Here is a 20,429-nt window from a genome sequence, read left to right on the forward strand (position 1 = left end):
CCAACTCCAAAATCAGTTGATTTTGGAGTTGGGTTTTTAAAATTAAATACTAGAGCCATTCACTCCCTCTTTCTTACTTTCATATTCCAAAGATTATCCAAATTCAATTGAAATGGAATTACATATTTTCAGAAAATAAAAAAATAAGCATTTATTTATACTTTAAAGCTAAATCCAAATAAAAAAAGAGCTGCTTGCCGACAGCTCTTAAAAGGTCTTTCATAGAAAATGGCTTACTAATTCAGATTCTAAAATGAAATAATGAAAGACGATTACTGATTGATGATTTTAGTCTCAGTTTACAGTCACAGTTTACAGATTAGGTTACTAACTGAAAGCTGTGACTGTAAACTGCCACTAAAAAAACTACTTCAACGGATTACCGTTTTGGTCAAGAGAACCAGATTTGATTATAATCATTTTATCCAGTTGGATGTATTTCTTAATTGCATCGTTTACTTGCTGCAAAGTAGCCTTTTGAATGTCATTTGGGTATTGGTCAATATAGTTTGGCTCTAAACCTCTTTCAATAAAACTCAAAATTGTTCTTGCCATTCCGTTTGTAGTCGACATGCCAACTTTAAAACTTCCTATTAAGTTGGTTTTCTTATTTTCTAATTCTTCTGCCGTAATTCCATTTTTTACCCATTTATCAACTTGAAACATCGTCGCGTCTAAACCTTTTTGAAATAACTCTGGGTTGAAAGAAGCATTTACAAACCAGTAACCACCTGTCTGAATATTTCCGCCAATTCCTGAAGAAATGCTATAGGTCAAACCATCATTATCGCGAACTGTCTGCATTAAACGTCCTGCAAAACCAGCTCCCAAAGTATAATTAGCAATATAAAACGGAATATAATCTGGATCGGCTCTTTTTAAACCTGTAAACTGTCCTATAAATAATTCTGCACTTGGCTTTTCTGGAATTGTTACGACTTCTGTTTTTGCCGAAGATTTTGAAGCTTCTTCAAATTTTAAGTTTTCTGAAACTCCCCCATTCCAATTTTTAAATGATTTTTTTAATGAAGCATTTAAATTCGCTCCATCTGTGTCTCCTACAATTACCAGACGCATTGATGTTGTTCCGAAATATTTTTTGTGGAAAGCTTTAACTTCATCCAACGTTGCAATCTTAATATTCGAAATATTATCTTCAACGTTCAAGCTGTAATTTGGATTGTTTTTTGGATAAATGGCTTGAGATAAAGCAATGCTTCCTCTTTCGCCTGGATCGTTTAAACTTTGTTGTGTGTTTCCGATAAACTGTTGTTTTAGATTTTCAAACTCTTTTGTATCAAACAACGGATTTCTTAATTCTTCAGCCAATAAAGCAATTACTTGATCTAGATCTTTTTTCAAACATTTAAATCCAATATTTATTTTAAATGTTGATGCATTGACATTCAAGTTTACTCCTAGTTTTTGAAGCTTTTCTGAGAATTTAAATTTATCATTTAAAGTTGTTCCTTTAGACAACATAGAAGCAGTTAAAGCTGGAATAATCGGGTTTTTATGTTCTCCAGAATAATTTCCTAACGAAATGCTTGCTGCCACTGTCACAAAATCTTTAGCAGAAGTTTTAACAGAAACTACATCTATTCCAGAAACTTTTTCTCTTTTATAAACGGAGGCTGTTTTTTCAATATTTTCTTTCGAAATACTTTCCTCTAAAATATTTTTTATCGGTGAAGCAGCCACAGATGAACTTTCTTCCTGTACATGTCCTTCCTCTGAATGTCTGTAATAAAATGGTCCGTTTTCTGGTAAAAAATTATTTGACTGAGCTGTTTCTTTATTTTGAGAACCTGACTGTTTCGGAATGAAATATCCGGTTGTACTTTGATCTTCAACTAAATATTGCTGCGCTACGCGAATAACATCTGCCGGAGTAACTTTTTTCAAACGGTCAACTCCTGTAATGTAATCTGTCCAGTCTCCAGCTGCAATGGCTTCGTTTAATTCGGAAGCAATAACACCAGAACCGTCACGTGCCAAGATTGTTTGTGCGCTAATCTTTGCCACAACACGATTTACCTCATCCTGTGTTACGCCTTCTTTCTGAATTTTAGCTACAACTTCAGCTATTTTAGCATCGATATCTTCATGTTTTGATGTGGTTGGAAAACCAACACCAATTGTAAAAAGTCCGACTTCTTTAAAATTCGTTGCATTTGCATACGTATAAACTCCCATTCGGGTATCAACGAAAGTTTTGTTTAAAATAGCCGAAGGACCTGAACCAATGATTTCTCCCAAAATATTCAATGCCGGAAGATCTTCATGCAATGCACCTGGAATTTTATAGGCTTTGTTTACCACACCCAATTCTCCTGGTTTTCTAACCACAATTTTACGAGCTCCATACTGCTGAGGCTCTTCTGTATATGGCTGAGGCATGACCTGTGGCGCTTTCGTAATTTTTCCGAAATACTTTTCAATCAATTCAAAAACATTTTCTTTTTTGAAATCTCCGATAATTGTTAAAGTTGCATTATCTGGCCAATAATAGGTATTGTAAAAGTTTTTTAAGACTTCAATTGGCGCTTTTTCAATATCTGATTTCCATCCAATTGTTGAATGATGATATGGATGTGCAATATAAGCGGAAGCCCAGATTTCTTTATCTAATAAACTGTTCGGATCGTTTTCACCACGTTCAAATTCGTTTCGCACAACTGTCATTTCCGCTTCTTTATCTTCTTTTAATAATAAAGAATTTCGCATTCTGTCAGCTTCGATTTGAATCGCCAATTCGATTTTATCACTCGGAAGTGTTTCAAAATAATTGGTACGGTCGTACCAAGTTGTCGCATTTAACTGCGCGCCTGTATTTTGAAGGACATCAGTAATTGTATTTCCGTTTTTTTTGTTGAAAGTCGGAGTTCCTTTAAACATTAAATGTTCTAAAAGATGCGTTGATCCCGTGTTTCCTAAAACTTCATGTTTTGATCCTACGCGGTATACAATTTGTACCGTTGCAACTGGCGAAGCGTTGTCCTGCAAAAGCAAGATATTCATTCCGTTGGGCTGATATAAATATTCTTCGATTCCGCCGACTTCTTTAATTTTCTTAAAATTAACCGATTTATTCTGCGCAGAAACAAGCGTACAAAAAGCTAATGAGCAATAGCCCAAAAAGATGTATTTTTTCATTTTTTTGTGATGTTATTTTTTTAGTTTTCAGTCGCAGTTCCACTGGAAACTGAAAACTGTGACTGAAAACTAATTTAAGATTTACTGAAGATTTCTTTCAATTTTGATTGTAATTCAGCTTCTCTAAGATTTTTGGCAATGATTTTTCCGTCAGGTCCAATTAAGTAATTGGTTGGAACCATTTTTACACCGTATAAAACGGCAGCTTCGTTCTGCCAGCCTTTTAAATCAGAAACATGAGTCCACGTTAATCCGTCTCTTTCAATTGCTTTTTCCCAAAGTTTCTTTTTATCATCTAACGAAACTCCTAAAACATCAAATCCTTTATCATGGTACGTTTTATAAGCCAAAACTACATTTGGATTTTCTTTTCTGCATGGACCGCACCAGCTTGCCCAGAAATCAACCAAAACATATTTTCCTTTATAATCGGCTAATTTCACAACTTTTCCGTTTACGTCAGGTTGAGAAAATTCAGGTGCTTGAGAACCAACAGCGGTTTTATCATTAAGATCAATGGCTTCTTTTAACTGTTTTCCGTAAAATGATTTTTGTACTTCTGGAGACAAAACAGCAAAATACGTTTTTACTTGTGCTGGAGTTCCGTAAGAAACAATTCGATCATTAATTATTAAAGCAGCGGCTATTTTATCTTTATTTTTTCGGATAAACTTATCGGTTAAATCATCAGCGAAAGCGGCAAGATCTTTCCATTTTTTATCCATTGCAGTTTGCTGTTCTGCATTTAATTTTACTTTTCCCTTCTGAGTTAAAGAATCAGACAATTTGTAAATAGGACCAGCGATGTTTTGTATTTTTTTGAATTCGTTATCATAATACGACTTATAAATATCGTTTTGTGTCGCGCCGCTAACTTTAGCTTTAAAAATGGAATCTTTTTTAGCTTCTACTTTTATATCTTCATTATCCAAAAGAAAATAGGCACCGTATTCTTCTCCCTTTAGTTTAATAGTATGCAGCAATGGTTCTGAAACTTTTCCCGTAAAAGTAAAAGCTCCTTCTGGACTGATTTGTGCGGAATCGGTTATTTTCTTGTTTCCTTTTTCATCTGTGTTTTCCAGATAAACCGTTCCTTTATCTAATCCTGCGATTGTGCCATTGATCGTAAATCCTTCTTTTTTGGAACAAGAAGAAAGCGCGGTTATAAATGCCAAAGCAGTCAAACCTGATTTTAAGATTGTACTTTTCATGTTATTTTTTTGTTTTTATTTTTTATTTAAACACGTAGAATCATAGATGCTGTAAGCTTTAAAAAAGACATTTCATTTATTAAAACAAACATAGTTATAGTTCTGATCAAGTGTTTTTTAATTTTTAATTCTCAATTTTTAATTCCTAATAATTAAGATTTCAAAAGCTCTTTTAATTTTTCTTCCAATTCTGCACCTCTTAAATTATCGCTGATAATTATACCTTTACTATCTACTAAATAAGTGGCTGGAATTGTTTTTACATTAAACGATTTACTTACTTTATCATCGTCTAAAAGGTTGTGCCAAGGCATTTTTTCTATTCCTAGTGCTTTCTGCCAGGCTTTTTCATCTTTATCAATTGAGATACTTAAAATTTCAAATCCTTTATCGGCATACTCAGAATAAGCTGTTTTTAAGTTCGGAATTTCTTTTCTGCATGGACCGCACCACGAAGCCCAAAAATCAATTAAAATATATTTTTTTCCTGAAACGATTTCTTTAGCTGTATAAGCCTTTCCGTCTTTATCTTTTAATCCGAAATTAGCAACACTTGTTCCTATTAGAGATTTAGGATTCAAATCTTTGTCTACCAATTGTCCGTAATAACTTTTCTTTGCCGTTTCAGAAAATTGCTCAAAAAGCGGCTTTTGATCTGGCGTAAAATAACTGTATTGGGTCATCATGAAAAAAGGTCCCCACCAAGTTGTTTTATGTTTGGCGATAAGGTCTGTTGTTGTTTTTTGTACTTTGGTAAAAAATGCTTTTTCATCTGCTTCGAATTTTTTCCATTCTGGAGAATTTCCGATAGAGTCTATCAGCTTTTTATTTCCAGACGTTCTGGCTTTCGAATATAGTTTTCCAAGTTCTTCTGTACCTTTATGATAGTCTTCGTAATCTTTATTTAATTCAGCTTTAAAAGCAGTTTCCTTTTTATAATAGTCGTTTGATTTAGAACCTGTAATAACTTCATTTTTAAAGTTAATTCGCTCGTCTTCACTTTTTGAAACTTCTCCATCGGCCGTAACTTTTATTTTAGAATTTTCAACGATTAAATGAATGTATCCTTTATTCTTTCCAAAAACCAGATAAAAAAAACGCGGTTCATTTAATTTTCCTGTAAAGGTAAATTTACCCTCTTTCAAGGTTGTTTCAGCGACTGGCGATTCAGAAGAATGTGTTGCGCCCGGTGTTAATTGTACTGTTGTTCCGTCTGCAAGACCAGTAATATTTCCTTCGATCGAATAAGAAGCTGGTGCAGCCGTTATTGCTTTTTTCTTTTGTGCAATACCGTGATTTGAAATCACAAATAGGCAAATACACAATCCTAATATTTTGTATTTAATTGTATTCATTTTTTTGGATTGATGTTTAAAAAAAGCTCCCCTTTCGGAATTATTCCTACTCAGGAAGCTTTGGGATTTTTATTTCGCTACATTTTGAGTTATCGTTCCGTTTCCTGGATTTTGCGTTGCTCCCTGTGGAAATGGCATTGTCCATAAATGAGAATCTGATGATAATGTGTACGTAGTTCCGTTTGCTGTTTTAGTATAACTTACTTTATAAACACCTTCTGCATTTAAACGGCGTGCGTCTGCAAAAGGAATCAATGTGTTCGTAAGTTCATTGTTTTTTGTTCTGAAAATAGCATTCAAAGCTGTTGTTTTATCTGTAGTCGAAATATCCTGATAAGAAGCAGGCAGAATACGAGTTTTACGAACTGTATTTAAAACGTTCAGCGCCTCACTAATTTGTCCTGCACGAGCCAGACATTCAGCTTTAATTAAATAAACTTCTACAGTTGTGATTCCGCCGAAGTTAAAAAAGCCAGACAAAGTTCTTCTGTAATAGGTTTCTGCACCAACAGTGTAAATTTTCCAACGAGAAATAAAACGGGCATCACCAGTTTCAAAACGCTGTGCGCGCTCTACTGGAATACTATTTTCTGTCGATAAATTATTTGTAATACCATGACGATAATTATAATTTTCTACATAGTTAAATCCCATAGGAGAAGTTGTTGCTGTATAAGAATTTGGAACATCAATAATTGCTTTATTGGTATTGTAATATCCAATCCAATCATACAATTTATTATTTTCTGCTAATGCTAAATCTGCATATTTTAACGCTTCTGTATAATTATTCATTTGCAGATAAACTCTTGCATAAAAGGCATAACCCGCTCCTAAATTTGGATGTAAAGGCGTTTGAGAAACTTTCAACAAATAGGGTAAAGCTTCTTTGACATCATTCAAAATGAAATCATACATTTCCTGAATCGTTACTTGTTTGCTCGGTGCATTAATATTGGCACTTGTAATTAACGGAACTGATAATTTTGTTGAAGCTGATGAAGCGACATAAGTATCTGCATAAAAATTCACCAAATTAAAGTAATTCATGGCACGAAGTACTTTTGCTTCTGCCCATACTACTCTTTGTTCTGCTTCCGTTGCTTGAGTGGTACTTAATGCATTTTCAATAATTAAATTAAAAGTCGAAATTCCAGCATAACTTGAGTAATACATCGTTTCATCAGATACTTTTAATGCAATACGGTCTGCATTTTCGTCCCACATATAATTGGCAGCAAACAACCTATTATTTGCTAAAGAGGCAACAGTTACATATTGGTCATTTAATAATTGTGAAGCTCCAGTAATATCAACTCTATGATTTGTGTATTCGTCACGTAAAAAAGCTTCATAATCTGCTAATGTTGTTGGTGATTTTGATCCTTTTGGAATGTCACTCAAATAATCTTCGCAAGATGCTAAAGTCAATCCTAAAGCCAATAAGCACGCAATCTTTTTATATATATTTTTCATCGTCTAGTCTTTATAAATTAGAAATTAACGTTTACACCCAAAACAAAACTTGGAGATTGGAAACCATTTAAAAGATACTTTGCATCTCTGCTTTTAGCAAAAGTATATACGTTTTCTGCGTTTAAATTGAAACGTACACCGTCTAATTTTACTCTTTTTATAATGTCACTTGGCATTTGATAAGCCAATGAAATGTTGCTTAATCTTACATTCGATGCATCTAAAATATTAATATCTGCATAGGAATAAATAGTACGAGAATCTGAGCTAAATTCTGGATCATATTCGTATACTGCTCTCGGAATATTTGTGAAAGCTTCGTCTCCAGGCTGCTGCCAACGGTCTGCAATATGATTATTAACAACTGAAATATTGGTAATATAACCTCCCATTGCACCCGAATAAACATTATCTAACATTGGCAGAAACGTATTTCTAATTTTATGACCTAGTTCGTAAATGAAAAGTGCTGAAAGTGAGAAGTTTTTATAATTTGCAGAAGTATGGAAAGATCCACTGTGCGTAGGAACTGTCGAACCAAAATCCTGAATAGCATCTATTTGTCCCGGATTGTATTTTACTGCCGTTCCAGAAGCATCATAAACCTGAGGTATTCCTGTATTGCTTAAGCCAGCCCACTTGTAACCATAAATAGAATTAAAACTTGTTCCAACTCTAGGAAAAGCCTGTGGGTAATCTAATTGCAGGTAATAAACGGGCGCTTTTACATTTACGTAATCGACTTTGTTCTTGTTGTAAGCATATAAAACAGATGCATCCCAAGAGAATGAAGGCGTTTTTACAATAGTTCCTCTTAAAGTAACTTCGATACCTTTGTTCGTCATTTCTCCGTTGTTAAGCGTGTAAGTCGAATAACCCCATCCTTCTGTTGGAATTCCCTGGCTGCTCGCTAACAAATTTTCTCCTTTTTTATTATATAAATCTAGAGTTCCGCCTAATCTGCTCTTAAAAAATGAAAAGTCTAAACCGATATTAGTTGTCGTTGTTTTTTCCCAAGACAATTCTGGGTTTGGTCTCTTACTTACAGTTCCCTGATTTCCTCCAACATTGGAGTTAGAATTATAATATGCTGTTAAGTACGGCGCAGAATCTTTGGCGATATTTCCTCCAATACCATATGAAGCACGAAGTTTAAGCCCGTCTACCCATGCAGCATCAAAAAATGATTCTTTGTCAATATTCCATGCGGCTCCTGTTGACCAAGTTGGTTTGTTTTGGTATTCGCTGTCTGTTCCCCAAAGGTTAGAACGATCCCATCGAATACTTCCAGAAAGCGTATATCTTTTGTCATAAGTATAACCTCCCGTTCCATAAACAGAAACGAAACGATTTTGCAATTCTTTTTCTAATGAAAACTCGTTTTGTCCCATAGAACCACCAAATACAGTTCCGTACACTTTTAATAAATCAGCTTGATTTACTGGGGCAAAACCTAAAGTCTGAGCATCATATCCGTAACGTGTATTGTCGTTATATTCTTGTTTTGAATGACGGATTTCCATACCTGCAATCGCAGAGAAATCATGCTTTTCGGCAAAAGTCTGATTGAAGTTTAACTGTTGACGGAAATTATAAGCATTAGAATATTGATTCGTTTCTTTTATAATATCTCCGTAAGGTAAATTATAAACAGCTTTGTTATTGGCAATTGTCACCATTCCGTTTACCTTGCTTCTTACATAATAAGAGTCTTTACCAAATAATTGACTTGCACGATCTGAACCAAACTCGTATTGAAACATTGCATTGTATGTAAATGCGTTACTAAATTTCACATTAAACTTTGCATAGGTTCTGTTTAAGAAATTTTTGCTTTCAATTAAATTTCTTCCCAGCTCATCCATTGGAGTTATGTTCATATCATAAAGACCATAATTCTTTATAGAATTAAGTGTAAAACTATTGTAGCGGGATTCTGGTGTAGATACAAAATTAGTTCCATCATTATTAACTAATTGATTGTATGGCTGATGTTTATAACTCGCATTAAGGGTACTGGAAGACGAATTAATAGGATTGTAACTCTGCGTATCTCCTTTTCCGAAATTAACATAAGTCCCTAAGTCTAAAGATAACCAGCTGTTAATTTGAGTTGAGTTTTTTAAATTAAGACCAACCGTTTCATTTTCAGAATAAATATCTTCAAGCTGATTATTTTTATACGTTAAAGAAGCATTGAAAGTATTCGTTTCTGTTGCTTTTCCTAAACTAAGATTATGCTGTAAAAAATATTGATCGCGTTTTGCATATCGCGCCACATCATCATAATATTTATAACCTTGAGAGCCAAGCGCATCCAAACGATTGTTCATTTCTGCCATTGAAGTTTTTCCTGCATAACCATTTAAAATAGTCTGCATTCCTAAACTTGTAAATACGGCATTGTTTAGCAATGATTGTGCATACGTACTTGCATTAGCCGTTTTTAAATTAGGATTTCCGTCTGCCCATCCTTTTTCTAAACCAATAATATCAGCAGAACTCGTAAGGTTTCCGGTATAATTTCTATAAGGAGTAACTGTTAAATTACTTGAAAATGAAATAGTTGTTTTTCCTGCTTTTGCTTTTTTAGTTGTAATAACGACAACTCCATTTGCGGCACGAGCACCATAAATAGACGAAGCCGCAGCATCTTTTAGAACCGTTATCGTTTCAATATCTTCTAAGTTCAGACTTGGAAGATTTTCTTCTAGTGTACTATAAGGAGTTAGCCTAGTGTTTTCAACAGGAAACCCATCAATAACATACAAAGGCGCTGTTGACCCAGTCATTGAAGTTGTTCCACGAATTTTACCATCCTGATATCCTACGATACGTCCTTCTAAAATTTTATCTATACTGCTTAAACGTTGTTCTTTAAAGTCTGCAGCTTTTAAATTTGAAAAAGATCCTGTAGCCTTTTCTGCATCAATATTTTGATATCCAGTTTTTAATACTAAACCTTCTAGTTCTAGTACATCTTCTTTCAATACAACATTAATAACACTTCTTCCTTCAACTTTAATTTCTTGTCTTACATATCCTAAATAAGCAAATGCTAAAGTAGTTTCGCTGCTTACCGCTATAATTTGATATTCTCCATTAAAATCTGTCTGAACGCCTCTACCCGAACCATTATCAGAAATTGCGGCGCCAACTAGAGGCATACCTTTTTCATCGGTTACACGTCCTTTTACGATAAAGTCTGCTTCGGCTTTTACTGTTCTTTCTTCAGGAGCTTTTTTAGCCATTAAAACGATATGATTTCCAGAAACTTTATAGTCAGTTCCTGTATCTCCAAAAATGGTATTTAAGAGTGTCTCAATAGCAACATTACTTTCATTAATAGTAATAATTCTATTTAAATCGACAGATCTTACATTGTAAACAAATCTGTAATTGGTTGTGTATTCGAGCTTTTCAATAGCTTTAGCAACAGTCATATTATTAGCACTAAAAGAGATTTTAGCTTTTTGCGAATAAGTAGTTCCGGCGTGCATTATTGTTAAGGCGGTGAATAAAAATAATGTGGTCAATTTCATCTTCAAATCAAATTTCAAAAAAGGCTTGTCGAACCTGATTTTGTTCAATACTTTTTTCATACTTTTAAAATGTTTTTTTAATGTTGGTTGGTTAATTAACTGACCGCATTTACTCTACCGGGAAATGTTGGCGCATTTTCCGGTTTTTTTTATAAATAACGATCCATTTCATTTTTGGACTTTTGTTACATAGGCGCTTTATTTATTTTAGATTGGTGATTTTAGATTTTAGAGTATTAACATTCAAACTAACAACTAACAACTAACAACTAACAACTAACAACTAACAACTAACAACTAATAACTAATAACTTACTTAATCGTGATTTTATCCCTGTCAATGATATAATCTATTGCGTAACTATCACTAAAATATTTCAAAACCACTTCGATGGGTTCGTTATCAAAACGGGCATTGAAAATTTCTTTTCCGAGCATTTTATTTCGGTTTATAAACGTGACATTATAATGACGTTCCAGCTTCTTGATAATATCATTAAACGAAGCATTTTTAAACACTAAACTTCCTTTTACCCAAGCCGTATAATAGTCTGTATTAACTTGTTCTATTTTAATTTCTGAACGACTTTTTATAGTCGATCCTTTTTCACCGGCTTTTAAGTAAACAGGATTTTCTTTTGCTTTCTGATCTTTATAAAGCGATACTTTTCCTTCGACCAAAACCACATCAGTACTTATATTTTCAGTATATGTATCTACGTTAAATTTGGTTCCCAAAACCTCAACGTTTACATTTTGTGTATTAATCATAAACGGATGCTGCTTGTCTTTTTCTACTTCAAAATAGCCTTCTCCAAGAAGATAAACTTGTCGGTTTTGATTTTTTACAAATTGCACTGGATATCGAAATGAAGTCCCAGCGTTTAAATGCACCAATGTGCCGTCTGATAATTGCACTTCAAACTTTTTACCATAAGGAATTCTAAGGACATTATAAATCAGCTCTCCTTCAGAATAAGCTTTGTTATAAACCAATCTATTTTTTTCTTGTTTACCAATGATGTTTCCATTTTTGTCGATTACATTTCTGGCTTCATTGGGATCAAGAGTTTGCGATTCATTTCCTAGCTGCAGTACAATTTCATCTTCTCTCGGAATCACGACATTTTGCTTTGAAGGTGAAGATTCTGAATTTTTATAAAGATAAAATCCTCCCAGAGCCACAATCAAAATCGCTGCATATTTATAATAAGATGAAAATCTTCTTTTTGCAAAAACATTATTTTCGTTTTGAATTCTTTGAGAAAGCTGTTTTCTTACTTCGGTAGAATCAAAATTGTTCATAGCAGTATCTATTGCGTAATTGGTTTTCACAAAATCCTTAAACACAATTTGGTTTTCATCTTCTTTTAACCATTCTGTCAGCTTCTCAATTTCTTCCTGACTTGCCTGATTTGTGATAAATTTAACGATTAACCGCTCTGATTTTTTCACTGTCATTTTTGTTGTTTTTAATATTATTACGAAGCAAAAAAACAAAACCCTAACAATTTGATAAAGTTTTTTTCATTTTGCTGATTTTTTTTCTTTTCACAAGTTTTTTCTTTCAACAAACACTACTAATTCGACAGAAATAAAAGGGTAAATGTTTTACTTTTGCATATTTTGCTCCTTTTATTTGTAATAATTTTCAAATAGAAAATCAAAAAATCGGAGAAATTGAACCAAATACAGTCTAATTTAAGCCCTAAAACCTATTAATTTATATATTTGTTTCTATGAAAACTGATGATTACAACGATAATGATAAACTGATTGAGTCTCTCAGAAATGGAGATGAAACGGCGTATACTTATTTAATCGATACTTATCATCATCAACTTTGCGTTTACGCCAACAGTTTAGTCAAAAATGTGTACAGTGCCGAAGACATTGTGCAAAATGTTTTTATTAAAATTTGGGAACATCGTACACGATTAAAATCCGATCATGCCTTGAAAAGTTTTCTTTACAAACTGACTTACAATGAGTTTATAGATTTGTACAGAAAAAATCAATCTTTATTTTCTTTAGAAAAATCATATTATGATGCTTTGAACGGAATCGTTCAGGAAGATAATTCAGAAGCTTTTCAGAGAGTTTTAAATGCGGTAAATAAAGAGATTCAAAATCTTCCTCCAAAATGTAAAGAGGTTTTCATTTTGAGTAAAAAAGAAGGTTTGACTAATATTGAAATTGCAGAACATTTAGACGTTTCTATAAAAACGGTTGAAGCTCAGATTACTAAAGCTTTTTCTATTCTCCGTTCTTCTTTAGAAGAAAAAGTAAGGAGTGTATTGTTTTTGTTATTTTCAGCTAAAAAAAAATTCAGACTAAATAATTTAATCTGAATTTTCCTTTTATTGTTTTAAAGCATAAATAAATCCTGTTCCCTTTTTTCCGTTTTCGAGTTCATATTCCGTTTGAATTCGCATATAACCGTCGCCTTCAAATTCGTCAAGATAATCCCAATTTGCTGTTAGATCATTAGAAAAAAGTACATAACAATTGATAGTTTCTGCCTCTTCTGCATTGACAGGAATAAAACCATGATATCCTAGAGATGATCCCCAGCCTCCTTCCTGCAATTTCCCTTTTATAGCTGCTTTCTGCCATTCTCCGTTAATAGGATTCATAACAGAATGATTGGATTCGCCCGGTGCCAGCGAACCGTAAATAATTAATGCAGGCATTGATTGTAAATCTTTCATTTATGATACGTATTCCATTTTTTGTTCAAAAAATTCCAGAACTGGCATTTTCATATCGTGGTAAAAAAGCACTTTCCAGTTTTCGTCTTTTGCCTGCTGTTCCCATTTTTTTCGTGATTCCATAGCGCGTTTTCCATCAAAGTCAGTTTTGTAAGCAACGTGCATTGACCAGTATATTTTTTGAGGCAAATCGTCTGCGCCGTAAAAAACAATTTCATCATCGGCTTTGATCCAGAAAACTTGATGATATTTGGTATGTCCGGCTGAAACTTCGTAGAAAATTTCATCAGTAATCTGCCCGCTGTCATTATGCAATAATTCTACATTAGGCAGTTTTTTCAGCTCATTTAAAATCTCAAAAACATAAGACGGATTATTGATTTGCTCTAAAGCAAAATCTATCTCCCGTTCCTGAATGTAAATCTTAGCATTTGGAAAATTACAAACGAAATTTCCATTCTCAAAATAACCAATTCCTTCGATATGATCTTTATGCAGATGTGAAACTAAAACTTTTGTTATTTGGTCTGGTGTAATATTATTCTTTTTCAGCATTTCATGAATAAACGGAATTCCATCATTCATAAATCCTAAACCCAAATCTAACAATATGACATCATTATCTGTAATGACCAAAAAAGGTTGTATTGCCATTTTAAGACCTGTATCGGTTGTTTCTTTTGTAATCAGCTTAAACTCCTTTTTAGAATTAGCTATATAATTTCCTTCTTGTAAAGCTATAATTTTCATTTTTGTTCTGCTTTAATTTTGCGACAATACAAAGTTCTTAAGATTTTTTATATTTGTAAAACCTTATTTTTCGATAAAATCAATCGATAAAACCGATTTAGAAATGGAACTTCGACAACTTAAATATTTTCTGAAAGCAAAAGAATTACTGAATTTTACAGAAGCCGCAACTGCGCTTCATATCAGTCAAAGCACTTTATCACAGCAAATTAAACAATTGGAAGATGAATTGCAAGTACCTCTTTTTAATAGAATTGGAAAACGAATTACACTTACAGAAGCAGGAGATTTATTTTCGGTCTACGCACAGCAGTCTGTCAACAAAGCAACTGACGGATTTGAACTTTTAAAAGATTTGAATAATCTTGAAAATGGAAAAGTAGCGATTGGTGTGACATACGCACTTCGTCATGTGGTTACAAAAGCTTTGATTTTATTTAGTTCAGAGTATCCTAAAATTCAATTCGAAATCGTCTTTGGAACTTCGCAGGAACTGATACAAAAACTAAATCTTTTTGAGCTTGATGTGATTCTCACTTTTGAAGAAATTGCTTCTGAAGCACATTTTAAATACAGGGAATTATTTACATCTCCAATGGCTTTGGTTACCTCAACCGAAACATCATTTAGCACTAAAAAAAGTATTTCTTTGAGTGAAGTCAGTTCTCTGCCGCTCGCACTTCCTTCAAGTGGTTTCAGTACTACACAGTTTATAAATAAAGCTTTTAAAAAAGACAATCTCAATCCGGAAGTTACGATTGAAATTAATGATATTCCCACTTTACTTGAATTAATCAAAACGGGAAAATGGCATACCATTTTAACTAAAACAACAATCGAAAACGAAAAAGATTTGCATGCGATACCCATAAAAGGAGAAAACATGACCAGAACTGCGATGCTTATTTCTTTGAAAGAAGTGTATGAGAAAAAAGCGGTGATTGCGTTTTTGAAAACGTTAATGGAGAATTTGAAATAAGTTTTTACATCATTATTTTAAAATTTGTTATTGATAAAATTCTCTGCATCACTTAAAAAAAAAGCCCTTTTCAGTGCGAAAAGGGCTTAGGTCCATGCTGTATTTAGAGTTTAGAGATTCATTTTTTTAGCATCTTCAACAAATTGTTTCAAACCAATATCTGTTAGCGGATGTTTCAACAAACCTTTAATTGCCGAAAGAGGTCCAGTCATTACGTCTGAGCCTACTTTTGCACAATTTACAATATGCATAGTATGTCGTACTGAGGCTGATAATATTTGAGTTTGGTAATTGTAATTATCGTAGATTTCTCTGATTTCTTCAATTAAATGCATTCCATCTGTAGAAACATCATCTAATCTTCCTAAAAATGGAGAAACATAAGTTGCGCCGGCTTTCGCAGCTAATAAAGCCTGACCTGCAGAAAACACTAAAGTTACATTGGTTTTAATTTCTTTTGATGAAAAGTATTTACAGGCTTTTATACCATCGCCGATCATAGGCAGTTTTACCACAATCTGCGGATGAAGCGCAGCAAGCTCCTCTCCTTCTCTCACCATTCCTTCATAATCGGTTGAGATTACCTCAGCAGAAACATCGCCATCTACAATGTTACAAATGTCAAGATAATGTTTAAGGATATTTTCTTTTCCGGTTATACCTTCTTTCGCCATTAAAGACGGATTGGTTGTTACGCCGTCTAAGACACCCAAAGATTGTGCTTCTCGAATATCTTCTAGATTCGCAGTATCAATAAAAAATTTCATAGTTTTTTGGTTAAATAATTTGATTAAATAGTGGTTTATTTTGAGTATAACCTTGTAATTTGTCGTTTTGATTCCAAGGATCGGAATCGAAATGACAAGATTGTGTATAAACTTTAGTGAGAACAAATGTGCATTTCGATGATTCTGTTCTTCAAAAAACCTTCAATAAAATGCTTTCTTATTATTTTATTAAACTGACTTATTTCCTCGTTTCATTATAAAAAATAGTAACTAAACCTTCGAGCTATTTTTATCAAATTTCAATCTAAAAAAAAGTCATAATCTTAATACACATTTCTCAAATTTCATCTTAAAAAAATATTTAAAATAGTTTCAAAAGAACTTAACGTTATTTGACTATCTCTTTAAATTTCAGGTATACTGTCTCACTAAATATTTTTTGTAGAAACCTAACAGGCTCTGAAAACCTGTTAGGTTTGATATGAAGATCTAAACCAATTAAATATATTGGTTGATGATATTTTCAAACAATTCTTGTTTACCGCTTTGAAGTGTTAATTCTCCATTTTGGTTCGCGATATCATATAAATCTTTAAGGTTTAATTTTCCGTCAGCAAAATCTTTTCCTTTTCCAGAATCGAAAGAGCTGTATCTTTCTTTTCTTAATTTTTCATAAGGAGAAGAAGTGATAATTTTATCTGCAGTCAATAAAGCTCTTGCAAAAGTATCAGCACCACCAATATGAGCTAAGAAAACATCTTCTAAATCTGTAGAATTTCTTCTAATTTTAGCATCAAAGTTAACTCCTCCGCCTTGTAATCCGCCAGCTTTTAAGAAAACCAACATTGCTTCAGTCGTTTCCTGAATATTATTTGGGAACTGATCTGTGTCCCATCCGTTTTGATAATCACCTCTGTTCGCATCGATACTTCCTAACATTCCAGCTTTTGCAGCCACTTCTAATTCATGTTGAAAAGTATGCTGTGCCAAGGTAGCGTGGTTAACCTCGATATTGATTTTGAAATCTTTATCTAAACCGTATTCTTTTAAGAATCCAATTGCAGTTGCCGAGTCAAAATCATATTGGTGTTTTGATGGCTCCATTGGTTTTGGTTCGATGAAGAAAGTTCCTTTAAAACCTTGTGATCTAGCATAGTTTCTAGACATTGCTAAGAATTGCGCCATGTGGTCTAATTCTCTACCCATATCTGTGTTTAGTAAAGACATATAACCTTCTCTACCTCCCCAGAACACATAATTTTCTCCACCTAAAGCAATTGTCGCATCCAAAGCCAATTTTACTTGTCCTCCAGCTCTCGCTACAACATTAAAATCAGGATTTGTAGCTGCTCCGTTCATAAATCTTGGATTTGAGAAACAGTTTGAAGTTCCCCAAAGTAATTTAATTCCAGATTCTGCTTTTTTCTGTTTTAAATAATCTGTAATGAATGCCAAACGTTTTTCAGATTCTGCGAAAGTTGAACCTTCAGCAATTAAATCGTAATCGTGGAAACAGAAGTAATCGAATCCCATTTTGCTGATAAATTCAAAAGCAGCATCTGCTTTATCTTTAGCGGCCTGATATGGATCTGAAGATTGGTCCCAAGCAAATTGCTGTGTTCCAGGTCCGAATGGATCACTTCCTTGTCCGCAGAAAGTATGCCAGTAAGCGATAGCAAATTTAAAGTGCTCGCGCATTGTTTTTCCAGCTACGACTTGGTCTGGATTATAATATTTAAATGCCAACGGATTATCAGATTCTTTACCTTCAAATTTAATTTGGCCAATACCTTTGTAGTATTCTTTATCTCCTAAAACTATCATTTGATTTTTTTATTTATTTGTTAATATTAATTCTAATTCTTTTTTCCATTTTTGATAAGCAGTCTCATATGGTTCTTTGTTGTGAAGTGGTAAAAATGTCATTACATGATCATTGTCACTCACATTAGCTCCAAATTTGCTATAATCACCATCTTTTAAACCAACCGCTCTTGCAGCACCAACTGCTCCTGTTGTATTGTAAATTTCAATTTCGTGGCCAATTAAAGTTGCCACAGTATTAGAGAAAATTTCAGAACGGAACAAATTATCGTTTCCAGCTCTAATGACATTAATCGTCGCATTATCATCTTTCAGACATTCCATTCCGTATACAAACGAAAAGGCAATTCCTTCAAGAGAAGCTCTAAACAGATGGGCGCTGTTGTGAATATTCAGGTTTAGATTTAAAAAATGTGTTCCGATATTTTTGTTGTTGAACATACGCTCTGCACCATTTCCAAACGGAATTACCACAACACCTTCTGATCCTACTTCAACATTTGAAGCTTTTTCATTCATTACTTCGTAACTTTCATTCCCCATATTATTACGAAGCCATCTGTATTGAATTCCTGCTCCATTAATATTTAAAAGTTTACCAACTCTCGGCGTTTCTAATTCGTAATTTACGTGAACGAAATTGTTTACTCTAGTGCTTTTTCCAGAAGACATTTCGCTTACTGCATAAAAAACTCCAGATGTTCCGCCTGTTGCCGCTACTTCTCCAGGATTTAAAACATTTAATGACAAAGCATTATTCGGCTGATCTCCCGCTCGATACACAATTGGAATTCCAGCAGGAAGCCCAGATGCTGCCGAAGCTTGCTCTGTTACAATTCCTTGATTCGTAAAATTTTCTACAATTCTCGGCGTCAAAGACCGATCTATTCCGTAGTATTCTAAAAGCCAGTCGGCTACTTTGTTATCTTTATAATCCCAAAGCATTCCTTCAGACAAACCGTTTTTGGTTGTCGTTACTTCGCCTGTCAATTTCAAAGCGATGTAATCTCCAGGAAGCATGTATTTGTCAATTTTGTTATAAACTTCAGGCTCGTTTTCTTTTACCCATTTTAGTTTCGAAGCCGTAAAATTTCCTGGAGAATTCAGTAAATGCTCCATACATTTTTGCTCTCCAATTTCGGCGAAAGCCTTATTACCAATTTCTACCGCACGACTGTCACACCAGATAATCGAATTTCGAAGTGCCTTTTTTTCTTGATCCACGATCACCAATCCATGCATTTGGTAAGAAATTCCAATTCCCTGAATTTTCGATGCATCGATATTTGATTCTTTAATTGCTCGTTTAGTTGCCGTACAAATGTGCTGCCACCAGATTTCAGGATCCTGCTCTGCCCAATCTGGGTGAATAGAAAGGATTTCCATTTCGTTCTGCGGTTCATTCAAAACGATTACTTTTTTACCCGTTTCTGCTTCCACCAAGGCTGCCTTGACAGAAGAACTTCCAATATCATATCCGATATAATACATAATTTACAATGATTCTCTTAATATTAAATTTGTCGGCACATAACAATGAGTATCTTCGTCATGCGTAATAAATGCCGCTGCTTTGGTTCCTATTTCTTTAAAATCAGTTGACACAACCGAAATTCCTTTGTATATAAATTTCTTCATTGGCGTTTCGTTATAAGACAAAAATCCAACGTCTTTTCCAGGTTCTAAATCTTTCTCTTTGCACTGCTCCAAAAAATATCCTAGAATCCTGTCACTTACACTGATATAAGCAATTTCTTTTTCGATATTGAACTTTTTCGGATCTGTAATAATTCCATATTCAAAATTAAAATCAGCACAAAACTTCTTAAAAAACTCAACCGTTTCCCAAGGATGATTCGTGAAATCGGGATAAACAAAATCTATTTTTTTATACTTTTTAAACAAATCAACCGCTTGTGTCAATGAATCATAAAATGCTTTACCAAAATCCTGAAAAACATAATTACTCGCTTTATCAGCTTGAATATTCCAGTCAATTAAAAGCAGTTTATCGTTTGAAATCGCAGACAAAGCTGGAGCAATAGCTGCGTGGTCAAAATTCATCACCACATATTTATAATACTTTCCGATTCCGTTGTTGATAATCGTTTTAAAAACATCAATATTATAATGATGAAACTGCACATCGATAATCACATTGTCTGGCAGATTATTCACAACCGAATGGTATAAAACCTCCTTATATGCTTTAAAAGTGTCTAAAACCAAAAGCACTTTTCTCGTTTCGCCTGCCACATAATAGCCCTTATTCGGAACCGAATCAATTACATTCTGCTCTTTCAAAATCGAATAAGCCTTAAAAACTGTATCTCTCGAAAGCTGGTACGTTTTACAAATCACATTTACAGACGGAAGTAAATCTCCCTTTTGCAAAATATTCTCAGCAATCGAATTTGTAATTCCGTCAACCAGTTGCTGGTACTTCGGGATATCACTATCATGATTGATTATAAATTCAAATTTTTCTTCTTCTTTTAGCATACCGTTCTGTTCCGTTCTGTTATGCTAAAGTAGATAAAAATATTTTATAAAAAATTCTTTTTGACATTAAAATTGTTAATTTTTAAATCAAAATAATTTGGGCGTGTCCTTCGGCCGGGCTATCCGCTTCAAGTCCTCGCTCTTCCTTCGTCAGGCTGTGGGCTTTCCACTACTATCCCTCACGCAGACGGTTTT

14 protein-coding genes are annotated in these 20,429 nt (G+C 33.7%); 2 read left to right on the plus strand and 12 right to left on the minus strand.

Annotated elements, in window-relative coordinates; genetic code table 11:
• Window positions 1-366 precede the first annotated feature (366 nt).
• The 6 genes from ASE40_RS21505 to ASE40_RS21530 all read right to left on the minus strand — a co-directional run bounded on the left by ASE40_RS21505 (window position 367) and on the right by ASE40_RS21530 (window position 12,201).
• A complete protein-coding gene (locus ASE40_RS21505; RefSeq protein ID WP_057119717.1) occupies window positions 367-3,156 on the minus strand; it encodes a M16 family metallopeptidase in 2,790 nt (929 codons plus the stop codon).
• A 74-nt stretch (window positions 3,157-3,230) separates the two neighbouring features.
• Window positions 3,231-4,367, minus strand: coding sequence for a TlpA disulfide reductase family protein (locus ASE40_RS21510; RefSeq protein ID WP_057119720.1), 1,137 nt, complete (start codon window positions 4,365-4,367; stop codon window positions 3,231-3,233).
• Between the two features lie 152 nt (window positions 4,368-4,519).
• A complete protein-coding gene (locus ASE40_RS21515) occupies window positions 4,520-5,722 on the minus strand; it encodes a TlpA disulfide reductase family protein (RefSeq protein WP_082586853.1) in 1,203 nt (400 codons plus the stop codon).
• A gap of 69 nt (window positions 5,723-5,791) precedes the next feature.
• Window positions 5,792-7,198 carry a RagB/SusD family nutrient uptake outer membrane protein gene (locus ASE40_RS21520; protein WP_057119725.1) on the minus strand — a complete coding sequence of 469 codons (1,407 nt, stop codon included), beginning with the start codon at window positions 7,196-7,198 and terminating at the stop codon, window positions 5,792-5,794.
• Between the two features lie 17 nt (window positions 7,199-7,215).
• Window positions 7,216-10,800, minus strand: a complete 3,585-nt coding sequence (locus tag ASE40_RS21525) for a SusC/RagA family TonB-linked outer membrane protein (RefSeq protein ID WP_057119728.1) — start codon at window positions 10,798-10,800, stop codon at window positions 7,216-7,218.
• 252 nt (window positions 10,801-11,052) lie between these two features.
• Complete coding sequence (locus ASE40_RS21530) at window positions 11,053-12,201, minus strand: FecR family protein (protein WP_057119730.1); 1,149 nt, start codon at window positions 12,199-12,201, stop codon at window positions 11,053-11,055.
• A 278-nt stretch (window positions 12,202-12,479) separates the two neighbouring features.
• On the opposite strand from ASE40_RS21530, the gene ASE40_RS21535 reads away from it, so the two are divergent.
• Window positions 12,480-13,091: an RNA polymerase sigma factor gene (locus tag ASE40_RS21535; RefSeq protein ID WP_057119733.1), complete on the plus strand. Its 612-nt coding sequence runs from the start codon at window positions 12,480-12,482 to the stop codon at window positions 13,089-13,091.
• Between the two features lie 9 nt (window positions 13,092-13,100).
• On the opposite strand, the gene ASE40_RS21540 is transcribed toward ASE40_RS21535, so the two are convergent.
• Window positions 13,101-13,451, minus strand: coding sequence for a gamma-glutamylcyclotransferase family protein (locus ASE40_RS21540; protein ID WP_057119736.1), 351 nt, complete (start codon window positions 13,449-13,451; stop codon window positions 13,101-13,103).
• Window positions 13,452-14,201 (minus strand): MBL fold metallo-hydrolase, encoded by a 750-nt coding sequence (locus ASE40_RS21545; protein WP_057119738.1) that lies wholly within the window; start codon window positions 14,199-14,201, stop codon window positions 13,452-13,454. It lies immediately after the preceding gene.
• A gap of 103 nt (window positions 14,202-14,304) precedes the next feature.
• Between ASE40_RS21545 and ASE40_RS21550 the strand changes: the two genes are divergently transcribed.
• Complete coding sequence (locus ASE40_RS21550) at window positions 14,305-15,180, plus strand: LysR substrate-binding domain-containing protein (RefSeq protein WP_057119740.1); 876 nt, start codon at window positions 14,305-14,307, stop codon at window positions 15,178-15,180.
• Window positions 15,181-15,290: 110 nt separating this feature from the next.
• On the opposite strand, the gene fsa is transcribed toward ASE40_RS21550, so the two are convergent.
• The 4 genes from fsa to ASE40_RS21570 form a co-directional block, all read right to left on the minus strand.
• A complete protein-coding gene (gene fsa / locus ASE40_RS21555) occupies window positions 15,291-15,947 on the minus strand; it encodes a fructose-6-phosphate aldolase (protein ID WP_057119742.1) in 657 nt (218 codons plus the stop codon).
• Window positions 15,948-16,406: 459 nt separating this feature from the next.
• Window positions 16,407-17,732 (minus strand): xylose isomerase, encoded by a 1,326-nt coding sequence (gene xylA, locus ASE40_RS21560; RefSeq protein ID WP_057119744.1) that lies wholly within the window; start codon window positions 17,730-17,732, stop codon window positions 16,407-16,409.
• A 9-nt stretch (window positions 17,733-17,741) separates the two neighbouring features.
• Window positions 17,742-19,223: a xylulokinase gene (locus tag ASE40_RS21565; RefSeq protein WP_057119746.1), complete on the minus strand. Its 1,482-nt coding sequence runs from the start codon at window positions 19,221-19,223 to the stop codon at window positions 17,742-17,744.
• A 3-nt stretch (window positions 19,224-19,226) separates the two neighbouring features.
• Window positions 19,227-20,234 carry a GntR family transcriptional regulator gene (locus ASE40_RS21570; protein WP_057119748.1) on the minus strand — a complete coding sequence of 336 codons (1,008 nt, stop codon included), beginning with the start codon at window positions 20,232-20,234 and terminating at the stop codon, window positions 19,227-19,229.
• Window positions 20,235-20,429 lie beyond the last annotated feature (195 nt).

Source organism: Flavobacterium sp. Root935 (assembly GCF_001429295.1).
Lineage (GTDB): Bacteria > Bacteroidota > Bacteroidia > Flavobacteriales > Flavobacteriaceae > Flavobacterium.